This is a genomic window from Vibrio sp. Makdt, from assembly GCF_027587015.1.
Taxonomy (GTDB): Bacteria; Pseudomonadota; Gammaproteobacteria; order Enterobacterales; family Vibrionaceae; genus Vibrio; species Vibrio chagasii_B.
The window spans coordinates 82,863-105,362 of the sequence record NZ_JAPPTH010000016.1 but is presented as its reverse complement, the minus strand read 5'-3'; the positions used below and the strand labels follow the sequence as shown (position 1 = coordinate 105,362).

The following is a 22,500-nucleotide window of genomic DNA, read 5'->3' as shown; positions in this document are numbered from 1 at the left end:
AGCCTCGTTAGTAAAGCGTCGAGTTAAACAGTTGAATCTGAACCGTTTCACCGACTTCAACACGACCACGTTCGCGCTCTAGTACCACAAAGCAGTTTGCTAAGCTCATTGAGCGGAAAGCGCCAGAGCTTTGGTTACCTGTTGTTTCTACGACAAATTGACCGTTTTCAATCGAGTAGATACCACGTTGGTAATCAGTACGGCCAGGGCCTTTTTTGAATGCAGACTTAGTCGTTGCAGGAATAGATTCTGGCGCTGTCCACGCAGTATGACCGGCAAGTTTCGCCAGCATAGGTTGAACTAACACGTACATCGTAATCATTGCAGACACTGGGTTACCCGGTAGGCCACAGAACCAAGCGTTGTCTAACTCACCGAATGCGAATGGTTTACCTGGTTTGATTGCTAGTTTCCAAAAGCCGATTTCGCCAAGCTCTTCGAGAATGTCTTTGGTGTAATCCGCTTCGCCGACACTTACGCCACCAGAAGTGACAACTACGTCTGCCAATTCTTGCGCTTTTACAAAGGTTTCTTTAAGTGTTGTAGGGCAATCAGGGATAATACCTAGGTCAATTGCTTCGCAACCAAATGCTTCAATCAGTGGTTTGATACCGTAGCGGTTGCTGTCGTAGATCTGACCATCTTCAAGAGGCTGACCTAGCGGTTTTAGCTCATCGCCAGTAGAGAAGAAAGCGACTTTCGGTTTGTGTGCAACAATCACATGGCTCACACCAAGTGAAGCGATCATTGGAATGTCACGAGGCGTTAAACGTTCACCGCGGCTAAGAACGATGTCACCTTGCTTAATGTCGTCACCCGTAGGGCGAATGTTATTATTCAGCTTGATGTCGTCTTGCTGAATTTCAATACCTGCATCGGTTTCACGAGTATTTTCTTGCATGATGACTGCATCACAACCTTCCGGGATTTTAGCGCCAGTCATAATGCGCACGCAGGTGTTTGCTGGCCATTCGCCTTCAAACGGCTGACCCGCAAAAGACTTACCCGCCAATGGCAGTACTTTACCATTCTCTAGGTCTGCTAAACGTAGTGCGTAACCATCCATTGCTGAGTTATCAAAAGGAGGTACAAAAATAGGGGAGAGTATGTCTTCAGCAAGAACGTAGCCCAAAGCATCTGCCAATGGCAGAGTTAGAGTCGTTTGAATAGGTTTGATTGGTGACAGCAGCTTATCTAGTGCTTCTTCAATTGGCATTAAGCCCGGAGCGTCGCAACAGCCCATAATTGAAATCCTTTGATCGTTATTGTTTTGATTTTTGTGGTTGGCAATGGTGGTTCAATAATGATTAAAACACGCTTTTCGTCAACGAAATTGAAGCCACTTTAGCACAGTTTAGCCCCCGTAAATAATGACCTCCCTTAAAATATGGGTGTATTTATTCAAAATTCCGAGTATCCTTGTTTGCCATCCAGAAGGGGTAACAAAAGAGGAAGTTCAATGTCAGGTCTTAGCGAATCAGCGAAGTTGGTTAAAGATGCGCTAGCAAGCCGCGGTTTAGAGACGCCAATGAGTCCTAACCAGGTTAGCCGAGAAGAGAAAAAGGAACGAATCGAGCACCATATGCGTGAGATTCTCACTCTACTCGAACTTGATCTTACGGATGATAGCCTGGAAGAAACACCACACCGCATTGCTAAAATGTATGTGGATGAGATTTTCTCTGGTTTAGATTACGCAAATTTCCCTAAAATTACCGTGATTGAAAACAAGATGGGCGTTCGTGAGATGGTACGTGTAAAAGACATTACCGTGACCAGTACTTGTGAGCACCACTTAGTGACGATTGATGGTAAGACTGCAGTCGCTTACATCCCTCGTGGTAAAATCATTGGTCTGTCTAAGATCAATCGTATCGTGCGCTTCTTTGCACAGCGTCCACAAGTTCAAGAGCGTATGACTCAGCAGATCCTTGTGGCTTTGCAAACCTTGCTTGAAACAGAAGATGTTGCAGTAACCATGGATGCAGTTCACTATTGTGTTAAATCGCGCGGTGTAATGGATGCAACCAGCGAAACCACGACCACAGCACTGGGTGGTATTTTCAAATCTAACCCAGCAACGCGTCACGAGTTTTTGCACGGCCTGCGTTAATCGCCTGTGATGTGATAAGCGCGATTTAGTCTCAATAAATCGGCAACCAAAATTCTAAGCCTCGCACTCAGCGGGGCTTTTTTGTGCCTGTAATAAAGTGAATTGCAATGACTACGAATGTTGTCATTACCGAGAGTGGAGAATAAACGAGTAGGAGACCTGCTTGTCTGCGCAGTTTTCTGACTTTGTATGAGATCCCCGACTCAGTCGTTCCTCCTTCTCGGGGATGACGGAGGATAATAAGGGATTTGACTCAAGTGTATGTTGAGGGTGACGGAGAATTTCGACGAGTTTATCCAGATAAATCTTGAGAACAGTGGTGAAAGTGCCTTTGTGAAACGCACTCAATACGTTTGAGCACATAACCCCGTCATTCCCTATAACGAGGAACGAGCATAGTAGGGAATCTATTTTTGTATCTATGGTTCGGTATGAGATCCCCGACTCAGTAGTTCCTCCTTCTCGGGGATGACGGAGAATATTGGGGGATTTGACTCAAGAGTATGTTGAGGGTGACGGAAAACTTCGACGAGTTAATTCAGGTGAATCTTTAGAATACTGGCGAAAGTGTCTTCGTGAAACGCACTCAAGAAGTTTTGAGCACATAACCCCGTCATTCCCTATAGCGAGGGACGAGCGTAATAGGGAATCTCATGCTCAGAGGTCATAGTGGGAAAAATGGTTGGGAATAGATGCGCTCTACACAGTGCAAAGCGCAAATTTGATTTTAGCTGGTGGAGTGCTTATGACAGGTTAAACAAACGCTTTAAGCTATGAATGAAACCAGACGGCTTATTCTCTGCTTGGTAGATGTTCAAGCCATCGTAAAAACTTGCCATGAACTCAACACGGATTTCATCATCTGTGCTTCTTGATAAGCGAGACAGTAGCTTGGCGGTCGCTGCTGCGTGATCATTGGCTAGGCTGTAATCCATACCTAGTCGACCTTGAATGAACAACCATAAATGCGTCACTAACTTTAACTGCTGAGAGTTCGAGTTTTGAAACTTGTCGCCATGCTCACTGCCTACCGTATTGTCGAAGACACTTTGCATCGCTTCACTAGCGTTTTTATTACTCTCAAAACGATAGCTGGCATCGATATGTTCTTTGGTCAGTAGACCAAGTAGTGTCTGACGTGCTGAATTATCGGGTTTATTCTCACAAGCGTGTTTAAACAGAGCGTGGTTTTCGTCAATAAAAGACGAGAGCTCTTTCTCGAAACCTGTCGCAATCGCCGTTACCGAATCTAACCCAGACTCCTTCAAACAAACGTGAAGTCTGGTTTTAGCTTGTTGGTTGGCTTCAAGCTTTTGCTGATTACTGGTTGGAAGCTCAGTCATTACTCTGTAGCTCTTCCCACGTAACTTCTGCTGATTGTGTGTCGCTATTCACGAATGCAGAGTTACCTGTCAGCATAACTGAAAGATCCATCGTACGTTGTGTCATTGCGGCCAACTGCTCGATGCCATCATTATCTAGGCGAACGATTTGAGCTTTTAGGTAACCGAATTTACCTTTGTTCTGCTCCCACCATACGTTTGATTTAGTGTTGAAGCTGAACACACGAACAGACTTTGATAGGCGAGTGGCTTTCTTTACACGTTCTGCGTCAGGTTCGCCCACATCGATCCATTCTAGGATCTGGTCATCTAAAGACTTCTGCCACAAATCAGGCTCTTCGATAGTCGACAACCCTTTAGTAAATTGAAGCTCCGGTGAAGCATTGATACAAAAAGCCATGATACGAGCCATCATACGCTGTTCTGTTTCAGAAGGATGCTGTGCAATCGTTAGATTAAAAGAGTCGTAATAGTCGCGGTTCATATCAGTTAAAGAGATACGAAACTTGTAGATTGTCGGTTTAAGAGCCATTGGTGCGGTGTCTTAGGTAAAAATAGTGAAGGGGAATCTTACCTTAAATCTCTGAATAGCGGGTAAAAAAATAGCCAGCAGAGGCTGGCTATTTTTAGAAAGCTTTAAAATACTAAATTAAAGTACTTTGATGCTGTCAGCTTGTGGGCCTTTTTGACCTTGAGATACTACGAACTCAACTTTTTGGCCTTCAGCAAGAGTTTTGAAACCTTCGCCAGTGATTGCAGAGAAGTGTGCGAATACGTCTGGACCGTTTTCTTGTTGAATGAAACCGAAGCCTTTAGTTTCGTTGAACCATTTTACTGTACCAGTAACTGTGTTAGACATGATGTTATCCCTAAAATTAATTTTTATAGTGAGCCAATTGTGGCACTGATAGCGTGGAAAAGTTTATTGCTATTGCGTACAACACAACGGGGTTACTAGTAATCCAACGAAATGTTTATATACAAAGAACTTTCTTTCTAGCCGGAATCGAGTCTAAATCAAATCAGGGGATAGTCAATCGAATACATAGGGAAAGGTTGCAGAAACTTGGGGGTAGTCAAACTTTGCATTCCTTAAATATCATGTAGTTACAGTTGTATGGTGATTTCTTGTCGTTTTTGTGAAAAACATAGGTATGTTTGATGACAAAATTAGAGTCGTTGCACGGTTTTGGTACGTTCTGCTTTGAGACAAGAAAGCCGTTAAACTGCTTTGAACCACAATATTTAACGGCTTTATTTATAAAATCATTGTCGAATATTGTCTTCTCGTATAGGAGCTATTCTTACTTTTTCAGTCGATAAAGATTGCCGTTGTCAGTGCTAAAATAAATGTCACCGTTTGGTGAGGTTTCGATGTCTCTTATTCGTTCACCTAACTCTTCTAGTAGGCGCTCTTCTTTTATTGCCTCACCTTGTTCATTGACCGTTACCACATTGATATGAGTAAGCTTAAGTGCCCCCGCTAACAGTTTCCCTTTGAGTTCAGGAAACTTATTCCCTTGATAACCCACTAAGCTGCCAGGTGCAATTGAGGGGATGTAGACCTTTTTAGGCGCTTCGATGCCTTCTTTGGTTTCCGAATCACCAACGCTGATAGGGCCCCAATACTCTTTACCATGTGATGTGACAGGCCACCCGTAGTTGGCTCCTGCTTTTATTAGGTTAATTTCATCACCGCCACGAGGGCCGTGCTCAATAGACCAAAGCTTTTGACTTGGGAAATCATAGAAAAGTCCTTGTGGGTTGCGGTGACCGAAACTCCAAATCTCGTCGAGAACCTTGTCGTTATTTACAAATGGGTTATCGCTTGGTGTGCTCCCGTCAGCATTTAGCCGCAATATCGAACCAGCATGGGTTAGGGTGTTTTGACCGTTGTCTCGGTCACCACGGTCGCCAATGGAAAAGTACAGGTGACTATCGTCAAAGGTAATGCGGCTCCCAAAGTGACGACCTGTGTCAGTTCTCGACTTGGAAACAAACACATCTTGCCAATTGGACACTTCATTGCCTTTATATGTAGCAGAAGCGAGTGTGGTTACGCCTTCGCCATCGACGTCTTTACTGTAGGTAACATAGAACTTATCTTCTTCGAAAGGTGATAGCGTGATATCCAACAGACCACCTTGTCCTTTTGCCCATATATTAGGGAGCCTGAACAGCGTGCTCTGGTCACCCGTTTTTAAATCAACGTGTTTAATAACGCCTGCTTTTTCTGTGAGAAGCATAGAGTCGTCATCGACATAAGCTAGACCCCATGGGATTACGAGCCCATCGGTGATCTTCTCAGCTTGCCAAGCAAAGGCCGCCGTTGAGGCAAGGGGACCAGACACAATAAGTGCCAAAACAGAGGAGAGAATGCGGTGATAAGTGTTCATTGAAATCCCTTCATTATTACGATCTAGTCTTAGTCTAGCGTGTGTCAGCGACAGGCGGAAAGTTAAGGAGTGTGAAAAGTGACTATTCACATATTTAGTTCAGCCGGTATTGTATGATTATACAAGCTCACGTATGTTTACCTTGCCATACTCTAATTGATCCTTTCGGAGCACCATGAATACCACACCTGCAACATTCTCTCTATTTTTTACACCTCAATGTTGTTTGGTTGATATTCCAAGCCTTTTAACTACGTGTACCACATCATGAGCCGTCGATTTGATTTTAAGTCGATCTTACTGGCGTGTTTGGTCATCAGTATCGGCCAACTCAGTATGGGTTTGGTGTTTCCGTCTTTACCTTGGATCGCGAAGGATTTTGATGTCTCGCTAGAGCAAGCTCAGCTTCTGGTGAGTGTGTATTTGTTGGGGTTTGGTCCATCTCAGTTTATTTATGGCCCTATTTCCGATGCTCTTGGGCGGAAGAAGGTACTGTTAAGCGGTTTGTTGATTGCGATGCTGGGCCTGTTGATGATCATCTTCTTCAGCCATTCATTTACCAGTATGGTACTGGGTCGATTCCTGCAAGGTTTAGGAACAGGTTGTTGTGCGGTGCTTGCTCGCGCTTCCACACGAGATAGATTCAGCGGATCTGACTTACCATTGGCTATGTCCTATATCGCCATGGTAGCGTCTATTACTCCCCTGATTGCGCCTGTTATCGGTGGGTTTATCAACTTCCACTTTGGCTGGAGTATGGTATTCATCTCGCTACTTGGGTATGTCTCATTGGCTTGGGGGGTATTGGCGTTCAAATTCAAAGAAACCGTCACTCAATTCTCAGCGATTCCCTCACCGAAGAAAATGGCGTTGCAATACAAAGAGCTACTCACTTCTCGCTACTTTATGAGCTTTGCGAGCATTGGCTGGCTTAATTTTAGTTTGATGATCACCACTGTGTCGGTGATGCCATTTATCATGCAGAACCAGATCGGTATGACTTCCGACGAATACGCGATGTGGGCGGTGATACCTGCATTGGGGATGCTAGGTGGTACCAGCTTGTGTAACCGTATCCGCCCAATATTAGGCAATAAGAAAACACTGTTATGTACGCCTGTGCTACACATCTCAGCTGCGTTGTGGCTTTTCTTTTGCCCACTTGAGCCTTTATATCTAATGATTGGTCAGTTTTTAATGATACTCGGTAATGGTATTGCGCTGCCTTGTGCTCAAGCTTTGGTGATGCTGCCTTACAAGAAGAATGCAGGCGCGGCGGCTGCGATGTCGGGCGGTGGTCAAATGGTTGTGTCTTCGATTGTCAGTATGGGGCTGGTTAAGCTTGGCCTAGGAGAGGCGTGGCATTTATCACTGGTCATTGCGTTATTCACTGTGATTACGTTGTTTAATATCCTTCGAGGTTTTAGTAGCCAAGAAGCCAGAGACGCACAGCTTAGCTAGTCAAATTAGCTAGCGAACTCAAATTAAAAAGGCCATTGAAGTGATGAATTTCAATGGCCTTTTTAATGTTCAGCGTTTTGGTTTAACTTGCCAGAATATTGGCTATTCGCAGACCACGGCGACTTTCTCGCTTGCGGCTGTTTTGGCTGGAACCGGGTGGTCGATCAGTCTGATCGGGGACTCATACAGTGCAGACAGTGCTTGTTCATCAAGTAACTTATCGGCGCTGCCTTCAAAGGCAATCTGACCTTTCTTCAGAGCAACGATGTGTGTCGCGTATCGGAGCGCAAGGTTCAAGTCGTGCAGAATCACGATAACACCAACGTCTTCTTTTTTGTTCAGTTCAGACAGTAAACCCATCAGTTGGAATTGGTGATGAACATCCAGTGCTGATGTTGGCTCGTCGAGGATCAATACCGGAGACTGTTGTGCAAGCAACATCGATACCCACGCACGCTGGCGTTCACCGCCGGATAAATCGTCTGCTAACGCCTGTGAAAACTGAGCAACGCCTGTTCTCTCCATTGCTTGTTGGATGATGGATTTGTCTTCAGAGTTCCAACGACCTAACGCGCCTCGCCAAGGAAAACGGCCTAAGCGAACCAATTCTTCTACCGTTAAGCCTGCAGAAGCTGGGAGCTTTTGCGGCAAATACGCAATTTTCTTAGCTAAGTCTTTGCTTTTTAATGAAGAAAGAGATGCATTGTCTAATTCAACAGTGCCGTAGTCTGGTGACATCTGTCCTGAAAGCAAGTTAACCAATGTTGATTTACCAGAGCCATTGTGACCAAGAACCACGGTAAGCTCATTCGTCGGGATGGAAAGCTCGTCAATTGAGAGAATGGTTCGCTCATCACGAACGATTTTGATGTTTGAAAGCTGAAACATGTCAGTCCTGTGCTAGACCAATAAAGTTGTTCAATAAAAGTCGCTTTACTGGTCTCTAAAAATAGAGGGTGATATTACGCAGTTTTTTTATTGTCAGGGTGCCTAGGGCAATCGTCACAATACTTCCTAGAATCGCATTTGTAGACTAGGCAACAGCTCACTCTAATCAGTTTAAGCAATCCTGAATCGGCATCGACCTTGAGGCTATCTAAGTGACTTTCAGGCAGTTGGCATGCGTCTAACCAAAGCTTAGCTTGTGCAGTGATGTAGTCGTTGGTCAGGCTTGGTTCATGTTGCTGCAATTTGATCAGACTGCCTAACAGTAGATCTGCCAATAAATGGTTAGTAAAACCAGGGCGGATGCGTGTCCATTCACTTATCTGGCTGCGATAAAACTCAGTAAGTGCAAGTATGGCTTCGCCCGCTTTAGGTATCAATTCCTCAGGTGAGCCGTGTTGATGATCACCATTAAAGAAGCGATATCCTGTGACGAACTCTTTGTACCTAAACTGACCGATATTCTTAATATCAGGCAGGGAGTGAAGGCCGTAGATAGAAACGAAGGTCACATAGATGGGTTGCCAGCAGACGAGATCCCAAGTTCGGGTCAACCAATAAGCTTTACCTGCTTCTGTGTGATTTTCCGCTAATCCATCGTAAACACGTTTGATCTCGATATGGCTCTTATCGTTTGTCATTGCGATGCTTTTGCTGCTCAGAGAGCCATAACTTCCGCTTAGATAAGGCGTTATTTGTTTTGAGTAAGCGAAGATTTTCTGGTGCAGGGAGGGGGCTCTGCGACGAGTGGCAATATTGTGCAGCTGGGAAAGCATTTTAAACCATTAAATGATAATCAGTTGCGTTATCATAGCGAACCTCATTGACGATAACCATACAAAATGGTGCATCTCTTCAGAGAACTCTTGGCTTAAAAAATTTATAAATTGAATGCGCCTTGGCCATTATTAAGTGATAAAAGTCGCTTTAAATGTTAAAAAGTATTCCTGTATAGACTTAATTGTTACCACTATCGAGATTATAAAAGCGTGACTATGAACACTCCTGCATTTGACCGTATCAGCCGCGTATTGGCTTATATCCATGCGAACCTTAGCTCTGCACTATCGCTAGAAGATATTGCGAAACAGAGCTGTTGGTCTCGCTGGCAGCTGCAAAGAGTGTTTCAAGCTGAAACGGGACTGACCGTGGCAAACTACGTGAGGGAGCTAAAGCTAAGTCAAGCGGCTGAAGAACTGTTGGACAGCAAAAAGCGAGTGATCGATATCGCACTTGAACTCGGATTCAATTCAGAAATTAGCTTTAGTCGTTCTTTTAAGCAGATGTTTGGCTCCAGCCCCAGTCAGTATAGAAAAGCGGGCAAAAGAGCAGGGCTTAGAAAACCGATACAAGTATCTGAAACGGTAAGCGCTGCTGATAACGGTCCACTCAGTTTTGTTGAGGTACGCATTGATGAAAGAGAGTCATTCCTTGTTAAAGGTATTACCTCAGAAATAAGTGGCTTGTTTTCACTGACACAAGATTTTGCAGAGAAAGTCCCTCAATTGTGGTCGCGCTTGGAAGACGAAGTGAGCCTGCCGGACGATAACGCACTTCAGTTTATTGGTGTTATTGACCTTACTCAGTCTTGCTTTGATGGTACCAATATTCACTATTGGGCGGGAGTAGAGCTTAATGATGAGATTTCAATTCCTCAATTGCCGAGCATTATCTCTGATAAGTTAGACGTATTAACCATTCCAAAGCAAACCTATGCCGTGGTCAAACACTGTGGTCCGATTGAGAACCTTAGACACACTCTGAGTTGGTTTGTACTTAACTGGCTACCGAGTTCTGGCTATCGAGGTGTCGATGGTTATGAGCTCGAAGTATACCCATTAGCCTATCAAGCTCATGCCACAGATGCAGTTATGGAATACTGGGTTCCCATTATTAAATCGTAGTCATATCTGTGTTTTACGTATTCTTTGTAAAGCCTCTTACTCAATAAGGTCAATTGTGTTTTTAATCATCAATTGACCTTTTTTCGTTATAAATCGGCCAAGTTCTTTGTGAACTTGCACCAAATTGTTAATTATCCCTTTTATAGATACATACAATGCAAATGATATTTATTATTATTTACAATAAGCATTGGTACCGAGGGAATCATGACCACTCACACTCGTTTTAAGTATTCATCACTTGCAGTTGCATTGCTCACTGCATTTTCAGCGCAAGCGTTGGCGGAAGAAACCGTTACAGCGGCAGATTCGAATGTAGAAACTGTCACAATTATGGGCAAGGCGTATCGTAATACCGCGACTAAGTCGGCACTTGAGCCAGAAGAAACGCCTCAAGGTATTACCGTTATTGATGAAGAACAGTTAGAGCAACGTGGTGTTCAATCTCTGAATCAAGCCCTTCGTTATGCACCGGGTGTTGTAACTGAAAACCGTGGTAGCTCGGTAGCAATGTTTGACTCTTATTCTATTCGTGGTTTTAGCACGAATAACGTTAACTACTACGATGGTCTTTCGCTTCAATTCTTAAATGGTTGGAACCTACAACCACAGATAGATCCGATTGCAATGCAGCAAGTCGAGATCTTCAAAGGGCCTACCTCTGTACTTTATGGCGCGATGCCACCGGGTGGTATGGTGAATATGATCGCTAAAGCGCCACAAACGGAGCCGTCGACTAAAGTTGGCGTTGCGACAGGCTCACGTAATTTACAAGAAGCTTCGATCGATACTACTGGTCAGTTTGGTGATAGCGATTTTTCTTACCGTTTGATCGCACTTGCTCGTAAGCAGGACAGTCAAGTTGATAATGCAGAAGAAGAGCGTTACTTAATTGCTCCTTCTGTGGACTGGCAAGCAACAGACAGTACGTTGATTAACTTCAACCTGTACTACCAAAATGATCCTTCAATGGGTATCAACTCGTCAATGCCACTAGACGTGTTGAAAGCAAGCGATCCATCGGCTTCTATGGGTGACAAGAACTGGAGCAAATTTGAGCGTGAAGTTCTTATGGTCGGCTATAAAATCAACCATGAGTTTAATAGCAATTGGACATTCCTACAGAATGCTCGCTATACCGATGCTTCTTTATACCAAGAGAACACTTATCATGTGAGTTACGACCCAAGCACACCTAATCAGCTGGATCGTTACTTGTACTCTACCGATGAGAGCTTTAAAGGGTTTGTTATTGATAACCAATTGAGCGGTATTGTGGATGTTGGTTCAGTAGAGCATAACTTGTTGCTTGGTATCGATTACCAAGATCTAGACGGTAATGTTAACTACTCATCGTATAGTGCGAATGGCAGCGGGTTTAATAGCTTTGATCCATTGAATCCGAACAATGATCTACTAGACCGCAGTGATGTGACTAAGACGGGTGAATATCTAGATGACACGACGTCAAGCCAGCTGGGGTTCTACGTTCAAGACCAAGTTCGTCTGGATGCATTAGTACTGATTGCCGGTGCGCGATTTGATCACTACAAATCTGAGAGTGATTACTACGCCCATGAATCTGATCACAAGCAGTTCACTTACCGTTTAGGTGGTTTGTACCAGTTTGATAATGGTTTAGCACCGTTTGCAAGCTATGCGACGAGCTTTGAACCAGCTCCGGGTGTTGATAAATCGGGCAATGAGTTTGATCCAGAGAACGCACAACAAGCAGAGATTGGTGTGAAATACCTGTCTGACGATATGTCGAAAGAAGCAACGGTTTCTTTATTCCATATCGTTAAGCAAGACATGTTGATGACAGACCCGACTAACGTTTATGGCCCAAGAATCCAAGTGGGTGAAGTGGTATCGCAAGGTGCGGAACTATCGGGACGTTGGTTCGCGACAGAAAGCTTCGATATTGCGGCTGCATACACGTATGTTGACATGGAAATCACTGAAGACTCTAGTAACGGTTTAGAGGGTACGACACCGATCTATGTACCGGAACATACGGCTAATGTGTGGGCTAACTACAACGTATTTAACGGCATGCTAGCGGGTTCTCGATTCAGTGCAGGCGCTCGTTACGTAGGCGAAATGCAAATGGATGCAAGCAACACGCAAGGCAAAGTACCGTCTTACACGGTTGTTGATTTGTCGGTGGGTTATGATTTAGGCGCAGCCAGCGACACACTATCTGGTGCAACTGCTAACCTAGCGGTGAACAATATTTTCAACGAAGAATATTACGCGTGTTACGACCAATCGAACTGTTGGTTCGGTGCTGAGCAGTCTGTAGAGCTAAGCGTGAACTACGAGTTCTAACTAAGTTAGAGTCTTAATAAAGCAGCCTCACAAGGCTGCTTTTGTCGTTTGAAGAAATATAGAATTTAGATTAAGTAGGCAAATATATGAGCTTAAAACCAATAGCTTCTCATTTTTCTAAAGTAAAAAATTTGAATACAAAACTCGTTCTAACGATGTTAGCGAGTGCTTTATCGTTTAATGCAATGGCTAATTACCAAGTTGAAGACAGCGAGGGGGTTAAAACCCTTGAAGCGCAACCCGTTAGAGTGGCAGCACTGAACTGGGACATTGCTGAACAAGTGATTGAACTCGGTGTAACACCCGTCGCAGTGCCTGATATTGCAGGGTATAGCGATTGGGTTGTGCAACCTGTGATACCAGAAGGCGTGGCGGATATTGGTACTCGAACTGAACCTAACTTTTCAGCGCTTAAGAAACTCAACCCTGATGTGATTCTTATCGCTTCACCCCAGAAAGATCTTCATGAGCGACTTTCTGAAATCGCCCCCGTGCTTTACTACCAAACATACAGTGAACAGCACAGTAATGCTGAAGCTGCTATTGAGAACTTCAAGAAGATAGGCCAATTGCTTGGTAAAGAAGAACAAGCGAACAAGAAACTCGCTGCGATGGATGAGCGTCTTGATGTTCTTAAGGCTGCACTAGATAAAGCGTATCCGGGAGACAAGCCGAAAGTGACATCTTTCCGTTTTGCGAGTACTACTTCGGTTTACATTTACGGTGATAACTCGATTCCTCAATATGCGCTTGAGCAGCTAGGCTTCGAAAATGCGATGGTTCTTCCTGCGAGTCAGTGGGGCATCAGTCAAAAGCGTATGACAGAGCTTAAGAACGTTAAGGGCGGCATTGCGCTGTACTTTGAACCTTTCCCATATCAAGACAAGTTAGATCGCTCTCCGGTTTGGAAGAGCATGCCCTTTGTTCGTAATGGTCAATTTAGCCCTGTAGCAGCAAGTTGGAGCTACGGCGGTGCTATGTCTATTTTGTATAACGCAGAAGCTATGGCGCAATCGTTGTTGACGCTAGCGGAGCAGTAATGAAATCCAGTGGTTTGATGATGGGAGCGGCGTTGTTTATCGCCACCCTTATTCATTTATGGTTAGGTCAGTCTGAATTTGGCCCTATTGGTGAGTTGCTTCAGCAAGCCTCACAGATCAGTGACATCGTTACATTCAATAAAATGGTCGATGATTCATTCGAGTTGATGGTATTAATCTATGTCAACTTACCTCGTTTAGTGATGGCGATTCTGGTTGGTGGAACACTCGGCACCATAGGTAGTTTGTTCCAACAGTTAACGCAAAACCGCATGATGTCTCCCCTTACACTCGGTACATCATCAGGTGCATGGCTTGGTCTGGTCATTCTGAATGTGGTCGCGCCGATGTTGGTTGCTCAATATTCGGTTTGGTTTGCGCTGATAGGCGCGCTGCTTGCAATGGGTCTGATTGTTTCGATTGTTGGCATCAAAAACATGAGCGGTTTACCGATTGTTTTGGCGGGCATGGCGGTTAACTTACTGCTGGGCGCATTCGCGACTGCGATTATTTTGCTTAACGACCAGTACGCGCAGAACCTGTTTGTATGGGGAGCGGGTGATCTCGGACAGAACGGTTGGGAACAAGTGCTTTGGCTTATGCCTAAGTTACTGCCAATCTTTGCTATTTTCCTGTTGGCTCCAAGAGTTTTGACTCTGCTTTCTATTGGCAATGAAGGGGCAGCAGCACGCGGGCTTGATATTGGCACGACCTTCTTTGTGTTAATGGCAATCGGCGTTTGGCTGGTTTCCGTGTCGATTACCTCGGTGGGTGTGATCAGTTTTATTGGATTGATTGCGCCAAACATCGCGAGACATTTGGGCTTTTTAAAGGCGAAATCTGAACTCATCGCAAGCTGCGTGTTAGGTGCACTGTTGCTTTGTGTGACCGACAGCTTGGCGATTTTCTTGGCGCAATGGTCTTTGGATATGATTCCAACAGGGACGGCAACCGCGGTGATCGGTGCTCCTGCGTTGATTATTATTGCGAGAAAGCAGTTATCTGCTCAAGATCAGTTGTTTTTCTCGATGCCTAAAGGGCCAAAGTTTATTTCACCTGTGGCTTACTTCTTATTGGGCACAATGATTTTCGGGTTGCTGGCGTTGAGTACATTGTCTCAGCCTTCTTCTGATATGGGCTACTTTGTTATTCCAGACGCATTTGAATGGTCTATTCGTTGGCCTAGAATGTTAACCGCGATATTCGCTGGTGGCGGCTTAGCGGTGGCGGGTGTGATTTTACAAAGACTCGTCTACAACCCACTCGCGAGCCCAGACATTCTTGGTGTGTCGGCAGGGGCGGTTCTGGCGTTGATTTTCAGTAGCTTATTCATGGGCTATTCGATTCACTCATTGAGTCCTTGGATTGCTTTCTTAGGCAGCGCGATTGCACTGTGTTTATTGCTATTCCTTGGCAAGAAACATCAGTTTGCGCCATCGATCTTGATCCTCACTGGTATTTCGTTGACCGCAGTTTTGGAAGCTTTGGTGCAATTCTCTTTAACGCGAGTGGGTGAGGGGAAATACACATTATTGGCTTGGTTAGCAGCTTCTACGTATCGTGTTGAACCTGAAGCTGCAATGATAATGGCTATCGTGATCACTGTTTGTATTGGCGTAGCTTTACTGTTGAGTCGTTGGGTGACATTAATTGCGACTGGTCGTCAGTTTGCAAGTGCAAGAGGGCTGAACATCAACATCGCCTATGTGGCTCTATTGTGTATTGTCGCGATTTTATGTTCGATGGTCACAACCACCATGGGGCCGGTCGCTTTTGTTGGTCTACTGGCTCCACATATTGCGGCGATGGTGGGTGCTCGCTTGGTTCGTGAACAGATCATCTTATCGTTTTTGATTGGTGCGGCATTGATGTTATTTGCTGATTGGTTAGGGCAAGTGGTGGTGTTCCCAGCGCAACTTGCGGCAGGGACGTTGGTTTCCATTATTGGTGGCAGTTATTTCATTTTCTTGTTACTGAAATCTCGAACAACATAGCTTTTGCTCATGACCTAAAGCCACTGGTATTCAAAGCTACTGGCAATCAAAGCTATGAATAAAAAAGCAGTGAGTGGAGCGATCCATCACTGCTTTTTTGTTTGTGTCGTTTGTGCAAAGAGGAAGTGTTAAGCAACACAGGTCTCGCTTCTTAATGTGCAAGTTTGGCATATGTTAATAAAATGTATAACCTAAAGGTCTGACCACTCATAAGGTAGCCACCATGCCAAACCTCGATCGTATTACTTGTTCTATCGATGAAAACCAAATTGCGACGGTTGTGTTGAGTCGACCCGATAAGCTGAATGCTATTGATATGGCAATGTTCCAAGGCGTGAACAACATGGTCAATAAGTTGAAAAAGAACACCGAGATTCGAGCTGTAATAGTGAAGGGCGAGGGACCTGATTTTTGTTCAGGGCTTGATGTTAAGTCTCTTTTAACCAGTAAGTCTGGGGCGATGAAGCTGTTGTTTAAATGGCTTCCGACATTGCCTAACGCCGCGCAACGCTTTTCATTGGGTTGGCGAGACATTCCATGCCCTGTCATTTTTGCGATTCATGGTCGTTGTTGGGGAGGCGGTCTGCAATTGGTCAGTGGCGGTGACTTTAGAATTGCTAGCCCTGATGCGAACTTCTCGATATTGGAAGCAAAGTGGGGGCTAATTCCAGACATGGGAGGCGCCATCGCCTTTAGAGAGCTGATGCGTAAAGATCACACCCTAGAAATGGCGATGACGGCCAAAGTGATCGACTGTGAAACCGCGAAAGAATATGGGTTGGTGACCAAGATTGCTAAAGAACCCTACGCTGAAGCCTATGCCTTGGCACTTGAGTGCGCGAATCGGTCACCAGATGTTGTCGCTGCTAATAAGAAACTCTACAACAAGACTTGGTGGTCAAGCCCGGGTATGGCTGTGTTCTACGAGACCTGGTATCAGATAAAGGTTGGGTTAGGTAAGAACAGGGCGATAGCAGCACAGCGTGAAATTCATCCCGATAAGCCACGCTCTTACTTAGCAAGAAAGTTCAAATAACGCTTGTACAGGAATAATCGATATTCCCTTTGTTTATGGGGCTTTGCGGTAACCTTAGAGCAATTTAATGTCTAAGGCTAAATGAGCGCTCTGATGAACAAAACTTTTACTTACTCTCTAGCTGCCACTGCAATCTTTACGAGCTTAAATGCATTCGCAAGTGGCCTGTTCTTGCAAGAAGCTGTCGTTGCCAACGCGGGTACTACTGGCGCTGGTGACGGTGTTTACACGCGCTCTGCTGCTGCGATGTGGACTAACCCTGCCACTATGTCTCACATGGGCGAAAGCAAAACCACCATCAATACCATGGCGTTTGATCTTGAGATGAAATATCAAGACAACCTAGATTCAAGTGATAACGGCAAAGCTCATTCTGTAATGCCGTCATTTGGTGCCTTTCACGCTCACCAAGTGACTGACAAATTACACCTTGGTATTGCGCTGGGTGCAGTAGGTGGTTCTAGCCTTGATTACGGTAGTGAGTGGGCGGGAAGTCCTTTACTTGAAGATATTACCCTCACAGCGATGCAAGTGAACCCGTCACTGAGTTACCAACTTAATGATCAGTGGTCAGTGGGTGCAGGTATTCAATTAAGTTGGGCTGCGTTGCAACAAACAACGTCTGCATTAACGATAAAGCAGGATACTGACTGGGCTTATGGTTATAACCTAGGTGTCATGTACACACCGACGGACAAACTAAAATTAGGCGCAAGCTATCGCTCTAAACTGGAGCATGAATTCAATAATGATGTAAATGGCCCTACAGATTTTGGCGTACTCAACTCTTTGGCTACCGATATAGCGCTTCCTGAAATTGTAGATGTGAGTGCGAGCTATGCATTGAATTCTCAGTTAGATCTACTGGCAAGTGTTCAATTACACCGTTGGAGTGAGTGGGATACGACAGTTTTAGATTTTGGCTCTCAAATTGGTGGGATTCCAATCGAGCGCGACTGGGATGACGTGTGGAAGTTCGCGGTAGGTGCGGACTACCAATTGAACTCTGATTGGCGTTTGAAAGCAGGCTTCTCTTACGAAACTTCTCCGCAAGATGATCCGACACTGCAGTATGTTGATTTACCTGTTGGTGAACAGTACCGCTACTCAGTGGGTGCATCTACCTACTGGGACGACATCTTAATTGATGTGTTCTATGAATACGCAGATTTAGGCTCAGTTGATATGGACCGATTTATGGTTGATGGCTCGTTCGACGGTCGAATCCACTTTATTGGTGTTAGCGCGACCTTCTAATGACATTACGTAATCTATTAATTGTTACTTCGGTAATCCTAGGATCAACGGGTGCTTTGGCTGAAGAGAAGCACCCAGATGATCCGACTAAGATCGTAACCAAAGCGGGCGTTGCTTATAACGAAGAGCTTAAGTTTTCGGGCTCTATTGGGCTTGATGAAGCACGAATGATCAATGCTCGTGTCAATGCTGATGGCGAAGAGTGGCGAGTGGGTGGTTCATGGCTATTGCCTTTGGGCATCGTCAACTTCAACTTTAGCCGCTCTGAATACGACAACGATGCTTATAAGAACAACTACAGTATCGGAACATTTGTTCCGTTGAGCTATTTTGATATCGAGCCGTTCGGCTGGCAAATCTTCCCTATGGCTGGGTACAGCTATAACGATGGCGAAGTGGCGGTGTTCGATGATCAGAATGTGGGTTCTGATTATGTGTTGATGCCTAGCTCGACACACGGCGGTTATATTGGTGCGTTTGGTCTAAAAACGATAACCGAGGAGTGGTCGATCATGGGCTTTGGTGGCGGTTCAATGGGCTCTGATGATTATTCAGGCTACTGGACAGGCGTCGGCGCGAGTTACAAATTGAGTGACGCTCAGTCGTTCAATTTCTTCACTATTTTTGCCGAGGATGATTTCGGTGAGAACAATAGTGTTGGTGCTTCTTATACCTATGAGTTCAACTAAACTTCAATCCATTTCCTATAAATAAAAAGCTGAGTGTAGGCCGGCCTAAGTCGGTGAATTTACACTCAGCGTTTATCATTTCTCTATGAGCTTTTTAGCTGCTGTTCGGAGTTAGCAAGTCGCTTGGTAGCGCTCTACGTAGCTTTGCATGACCGCATTCATCGCTTGAGTGATGTTGGCGTATTGCTCTTCTTCTAAGTTCGCAAGTGACACACGTAGCGACCATGTTGGAGCATCAAACCCTGCGCCCGGCATGACAATTACTCCATGCTCCTCAGCAAGACGAACCAAGAAATCCAGAGGCTCATACGTTTCTTCTAACCAAGAGAAGAAACCCTCGCTATGAATGGTTTGAGCGATTTCTTTCAGATCAATTTCTACATAGTAAAACGCACCGGTTTGATCGCCCTTGGCGACGATTGGAGCTGCCAAGTTTTTCTGCATCAATGTATGGTAACGGCGACGCACAATCTGTTTAGCTAAGCGCTTATACTCTTCACCGCCTTGCATCAAAGATAACAACGAGAACATTGTCATTTGGATTTGCTGCGGCGTAGAAAGGCCCGCAGTGTGGTTCAGTGCCACTGCACGGCTGTCTGCCACTAAGCGGTCAATGAATTTAATCTTACTTGGCTCAAGGGCAATGCCTTGGTATCGAGTCGACAGTGTCGTTCTGGTTTCTTCTGGTAGGTCACCGATCATGCGGTCGAAGTTGTTGTCTTCATGTACACCGATCACACCTAAACGCCAGCCCGTTGCACCGAAGTACTTAGAGTACGAATACACCAGAATCGTGTTCTTCGGAGCAAGCATCGCTAACGAAGTGAAGTTATCCGCAAAGGTGCCGTAGACGTCATCAGTCAGTAGAATTAACTCAGGACGACGGTTGGCAATCTCCGCAATCTTATACAGTGTTTCATCACTCAGTCTTACCGATGCCGGGTTACTTGGGTTCACCAAGAAGAACGCTTTCACGCTTGGATCGTTTAACTTTTCTAATTCAGAATCAGGGATCTGCCACGCTGATTCTTCCGTTGCCATGATTTCTACTTTGTTTAGCGAATAATCTTCAAGCTCTGGCATCTCGATATAAGGCGTAAAAATCGGCGCGCCAATCGCAATTGTGTCGCCTTTATTTAACAAGCGGTTACTCTTCAAGGTATTGAAGATATACACCATAGCAGCGGTGCCACCTTCAACGGCAAATAAGTCAAACTTGCCAGCAGGAACGGGTTGAGAACCCGCCATTTCTTGCTCAATGTATTTACGAGCAATGAGCTCTGAATACTTCAGCATGCGGTCGGGAACAGGGTAGTTATTACCTAGAATGCCGCCAACCCATTCATAAATCAGCTCATCGCTGTCTACCTGATATTGATCGGTAATGAACTGGAAGGCTTCGATAAGGAATTGAACGCCTTCTTGCTCTTCGTGTTTCTCACAGAATTGGAGGAAACGTAGGCTAATGTCTTCTTTTTCGCCCATGCCGCCAAAGCCTTGGTAGCCAGAGAAGGTTGCTTTTGACTCTTCCAGTGCAAACATACCGAGTTGGAAGAAGGCTTCACGTGGCGCTGTTGCTACCCAGTTTGGATTGCCGCGACCTGCGTTGATCATCGTTTTTTCATGTGAATGTTGAGCTAGGTCGATCAGTGTGTTTTTTACTTCAAATGGGCTCAGTGTTTCTAGGCGTTGTTCATCAGTGCGTTTCATGGTCTTTTCTCTTTAAATTTTTGATTCGTAAATGCGTTAATTAGGTATTGGGTGCTTGCTCAAGAGGCGTGCTCTTGAACAAGCGGGAGTTCTCTTCGAGGAGCAGTTGTTCTCTTCAACGAGCGGTTGTTCTAGGAAATCTTGGTAATCAGGTTGACGATGATTGGCCCCCACAAGGTGAGGAAGATATTGGCAACCGCGTAAGTCATTGTGAAACTTGGTACGGGTGTGCTGTTCTGTGTTTTTTCTAAAAGCGATGCGAAGGCTGGGTTAGCACTGCGGCTACCTGCGACAACGGCTAGGGCTTCTACTGGGTTCTTGATTTTCAACACGTAGTAGTTAAATAGGAACGTCAGTATTTGCGGAATCATGGTCACCAATACGCCAAGCAGTAATAGTGTCACTCCGTTTTGTTTGATTGCTGTAAGGGCAGGAGCACCAGCATTGATACCAACCACCGCAACAAACACAGCAAGGCCAAATGTCTGCATAAAGTTGGCAGCGCCATGGTTAATGCTTCCTAAGCGTGGAGTGCGCATTCTCAGGTAACCAACAAGCAAGCCAGACACCAAACAACCTAAGCCAGAACCCAAGGCAATATGAGAACCGCCAATCGAGAAGCCAATCTCACCGATCAGATAACCCAGCACCATGCCAAATGACATAGTCACAAAGTCAGTCACACTTGGAAGTGGGCTGTTGTAGCCGATTTTCTTCTCGACTTTGGCTAGATCGTCTTTCTGGCCGACAAGCGTGATTTCGTCGCCTAGGTGCAGTTCTGTCTCTGGTAGTGTCGAAATGTCATGACCCATGCGAGACAACTGAGTGATGTAAACACCACGACGAATACGTGCGTTGGTTTCATCGTGAAGCTTGCGCAGAGTTACGCCCGCTAACTTTTTGTTGGTGAGTACGATTTTTTTCTGCGTATGAATAACGTTGGTTTCGTCGCTAAACTCGCCAAGCTCAACACCAAGAGAGGTCACTTTCGGAAAGGCTTGCGTGAGGCCTGTCAGATAGACTTTGTCATTCGCGGCTAGGATAGGGTTCTTTGCAATGTTTAACGTTGTGTCTGACTCGCCACCTGGACGATAAATAGCTTCTATTGTCAGGTCAGAATCGAATGCTTCTTCTAGCTCAGCGACACTTTTGCCTACAAACATAGAGTTAGCGGTGACTTGGTAAGCGCGAGAAGAGACTCGGTTTAATGCTGAGAACTCACCTTCATTAAGTTGCTTGCTGCCAGAGCCCATCTGTTCTGCGAGCTTTTTCGCTTCTTTGGTGATGTTCCAACCCATTACCATTGGGATGAGGGACATCATCAAGATAGGGCCAAGAGAGCCGAAGATGTATGTGATCGAGTAACCCACCGCCACATTGGTTTTCAGTGTTGAGGTCACATCGGGTGCAAGGTTGAGTTGATCAATCGCGTTACCTGCAGTACCAATGATGGCTGATTGTGTTAAACCACCCGCCGCAAGACCTGCCGCTAAACCTTTATCGAGGCCAGCCCATTTTGCGAGTAGCACAACGGTTACAAGCCCAACGAACGTCATTACGAATGAGGCGAACAGACGTGTTAGTGATGAAAGGCGAAATGACGAGAAGAACTGCGGCCCGCCGTTGTAACCCACCATGAAAATAAATAAAGCAAAGAAGATGCTTTTCACTTCATTGGAAATTGCAATTCCGCCGATTTGGCCAAGCCCAACGGCAACCAAAAGTGAGCCTGCGATCCCGCCTAATTCAAACTTACCGATTTTAATTTTACCGATTAAGTAACCGAGTCCTAGTGATAGGAATAGAGCTATAAATGGATAGTCTCTTAATTGTTCAATAATAAATGACATGATAAACCTTTAATGAAATACCTCTGATATTTCATAACTAATAATATATTGATGTTGAATGACAGAATGTTCTGTCTATCTGTGATTATGCGAAATTAAGAATTACTTGTCTTATGGTGTAATCGAGACGATTTTTTATACGCATGAGTCTTGTCTTTATGATGCTTATTATGATGACCATCTGGGTGGTGATTCACTAAATGTTTATGGCCTTCAGGTTCACCACCGTGTGGCTGACCAGAATGAGAAGGCTGATGTGCTCTATATTCTAAATGGTCCTTGTTGTGTTTATGTTCGACTTCCTCTCCATATACACGTTTCATTTTTTCTTTAATAGCGACTTTCGTATGGTGTGTTTGATTAGACATATTAATCTCAGTTAGTTGTTTAAGGAACGATGAGAATTATATCTATCGGTGAAGGATATAAAT

The 22,500-nt window shown here is 44.9% G+C and carries 19 protein-coding genes; 9 read left to right on the top strand and 10 right to left on the bottom strand.

Annotation, left to right across the window (positions count from 1 at the left end; all coding sequences use genetic code 11):
• Positions 1-7: 7 nt before the first annotated feature.
• Positions 8-1,243: a molybdopterin molybdotransferase MoeA gene (moeA, locus tag OH460_RS18755; protein ID WP_269999122.1), complete on the bottom strand. Its 1,236-nt coding sequence runs from the start codon at positions 1,241-1,243 to the stop codon at positions 8-10.
• A gap of 216 nt (positions 1,244-1,459) precedes the next feature.
• Here moeA and folE point away from each other — a divergent pair, with 216 nt between their 5' ends.
• The gene (gene folE, locus OH460_RS18750) at positions 1,460-2,113 is read left to right on the top strand and encodes a GTP cyclohydrolase I FolE (RefSeq protein ID WP_004737232.1); all 654 of its coding nucleotides are present in this window, start codon (positions 1,460-1,462) and stop codon (positions 2,111-2,113) included.
• 743 nt (positions 2,114-2,856) lie between these two features.
• Here folE and OH460_RS18745 read toward each other — a convergent pair.
• The 4 genes from OH460_RS18745 to OH460_RS18730 form a co-directional block, all read right to left on the bottom strand.
• Positions 2,857-3,456, bottom strand: a complete 600-nt coding sequence (locus tag OH460_RS18745) for a hypothetical protein (RefSeq protein WP_269999121.1) — start codon at positions 3,454-3,456, stop codon at positions 2,857-2,859.
• Positions 3,449-3,988 carry a YaeQ family protein gene (locus OH460_RS18740; RefSeq protein ID WP_116871421.1) on the bottom strand — a complete coding sequence of 180 codons (540 nt, stop codon included), beginning with the start codon at positions 3,986-3,988 and terminating at the stop codon, positions 3,449-3,451. Before OH460_RS18740 ends, OH460_RS18745 begins: the two co-directional genes overlap by 8 nt.
• Before the next feature lie 117 nt (positions 3,989-4,105).
• Positions 4,106-4,315 (bottom strand): cold-shock protein, encoded by a 210-nt coding sequence (locus tag OH460_RS18735; protein ID WP_004737278.1) that lies wholly within the window; start codon positions 4,313-4,315, stop codon positions 4,106-4,108.
• Between the two features lie 445 nt (positions 4,316-4,760).
• Complete coding sequence (locus tag OH460_RS18730) at positions 4,761-5,852, bottom strand: PQQ-dependent sugar dehydrogenase (RefSeq protein ID WP_269999120.1); 1,092 nt, start codon at positions 5,850-5,852, stop codon at positions 4,761-4,763.
• A gap of 267 nt (positions 5,853-6,119) precedes the next feature.
• On the opposite strand from OH460_RS18730, the gene OH460_RS18725 reads away from it, so the two are divergent.
• Positions 6,120-7,313: a multidrug effflux MFS transporter gene (locus OH460_RS18725; protein ID WP_269999119.1), complete on the top strand. Its 1,194-nt coding sequence runs from the start codon at positions 6,120-6,122 to the stop codon at positions 7,311-7,313.
• A 102-nt stretch (positions 7,314-7,415) separates the two neighbouring features.
• Here the strand turns inward: OH460_RS18725 and OH460_RS18720 are convergent, their stop codons facing one another.
• Positions 7,416-8,201, bottom strand: coding sequence for an ABC transporter ATP-binding protein (locus OH460_RS18720; protein WP_239937149.1), 786 nt, complete (start codon positions 8,199-8,201; stop codon positions 7,416-7,418).
• Between the two features lie 74 nt (positions 8,202-8,275).
• Positions 8,276-9,034 carry a siderophore ferric iron reductase gene (locus tag OH460_RS18715; protein WP_269999118.1) on the bottom strand — a complete coding sequence of 253 codons (759 nt, stop codon included), beginning with the start codon at positions 9,032-9,034 and terminating at the stop codon, positions 8,276-8,278.
• Positions 9,035-9,253: 219 nt separating this feature from the next.
• Here OH460_RS18715 and OH460_RS18710 point away from each other — a divergent pair, with 219 nt between their 5' ends.
• The 7 genes from OH460_RS18710 to OH460_RS18680 all read left to right on the top strand — a co-directional run bounded on the left by OH460_RS18710 (position 9,254) and on the right by OH460_RS18680 (position 18,509).
• Positions 9,254-10,162, top strand: coding sequence for an AraC family transcriptional regulator (locus OH460_RS18710; protein ID WP_239931554.1), 909 nt, complete (start codon positions 9,254-9,256; stop codon positions 10,160-10,162).
• Positions 10,163-10,369: 207 nt separating this feature from the next.
• Positions 10,370-12,493, top strand: coding sequence for a TonB-dependent siderophore receptor (locus tag OH460_RS18705; protein ID WP_269999117.1), 2,124 nt, complete (start codon positions 10,370-10,372; stop codon positions 12,491-12,493).
• Between the two features lie 86 nt (positions 12,494-12,579).
• A complete protein-coding gene (locus OH460_RS18700) occupies positions 12,580-13,533 on the top strand; it encodes an iron-siderophore ABC transporter substrate-binding protein (protein WP_269999116.1) in 954 nt (317 codons plus the stop codon).
• The gene (gene fhuB / locus OH460_RS18695) at positions 13,533-15,527 is read left to right on the top strand and encodes a Fe(3+)-hydroxamate ABC transporter permease FhuB (protein ID WP_269999115.1); all 1,995 of its coding nucleotides are present in this window, start codon (positions 13,533-13,535) and stop codon (positions 15,525-15,527) included. The genes OH460_RS18700 and fhuB overlap by 1 nt, the downstream gene beginning before the upstream one ends.
• Before the next feature lie 223 nt (positions 15,528-15,750).
• Positions 15,751-16,563: a crotonase/enoyl-CoA hydratase family protein gene (locus OH460_RS18690; RefSeq protein ID WP_269999114.1), complete on the top strand. Its 813-nt coding sequence runs from the start codon at positions 15,751-15,753 to the stop codon at positions 16,561-16,563.
• Positions 16,564-16,656: 93 nt separating this feature from the next.
• Entirely contained in the window at positions 16,657-17,820 is a 1,164-nt protein-coding gene (locus OH460_RS18685; RefSeq protein ID WP_239849117.1) for an OmpP1/FadL family transporter, read from the top strand.
• Positions 17,820-18,509 (top strand): hypothetical protein, encoded by a 690-nt coding sequence (locus OH460_RS18680; RefSeq protein ID WP_269999113.1) that lies wholly within the window; start codon positions 17,820-17,822, stop codon positions 18,507-18,509. The genes OH460_RS18685 and OH460_RS18680 overlap by 1 nt, the downstream gene beginning before the upstream one ends.
• Before the next feature lie 111 nt (positions 18,510-18,620).
• On the opposite strand, the gene OH460_RS18675 is transcribed toward OH460_RS18680, so the two are convergent.
• The 3 genes from OH460_RS18675 to OH460_RS18665 form a co-directional block, all read right to left on the bottom strand.
• The gene (locus OH460_RS18675) at positions 18,621-20,219 is read right to left on the bottom strand and encodes a bifunctional aspartate transaminase/aspartate 4-decarboxylase (protein ID WP_269999112.1); all 1,599 of its coding nucleotides are present in this window, start codon (positions 20,217-20,219) and stop codon (positions 18,621-18,623) included.
• Between the two features lie 131 nt (positions 20,220-20,350).
• On the bottom strand, positions 20,351-22,069 hold the full coding sequence (aspT, locus tag OH460_RS18670; RefSeq protein WP_269999111.1) for an aspartate-alanine antiporter: 1,719 nt from the start codon (positions 22,067-22,069) through the stop codon (positions 20,351-20,353).
• Between the two features lie 95 nt (positions 22,070-22,164).
• On the bottom strand, positions 22,165-22,437 hold the full coding sequence (locus OH460_RS18665; protein ID WP_269999110.1) for a hypothetical protein: 273 nt from the start codon (positions 22,435-22,437) through the stop codon (positions 22,165-22,167).
• Between the last annotated feature and the right edge of the window lie 63 nt (positions 22,438-22,500).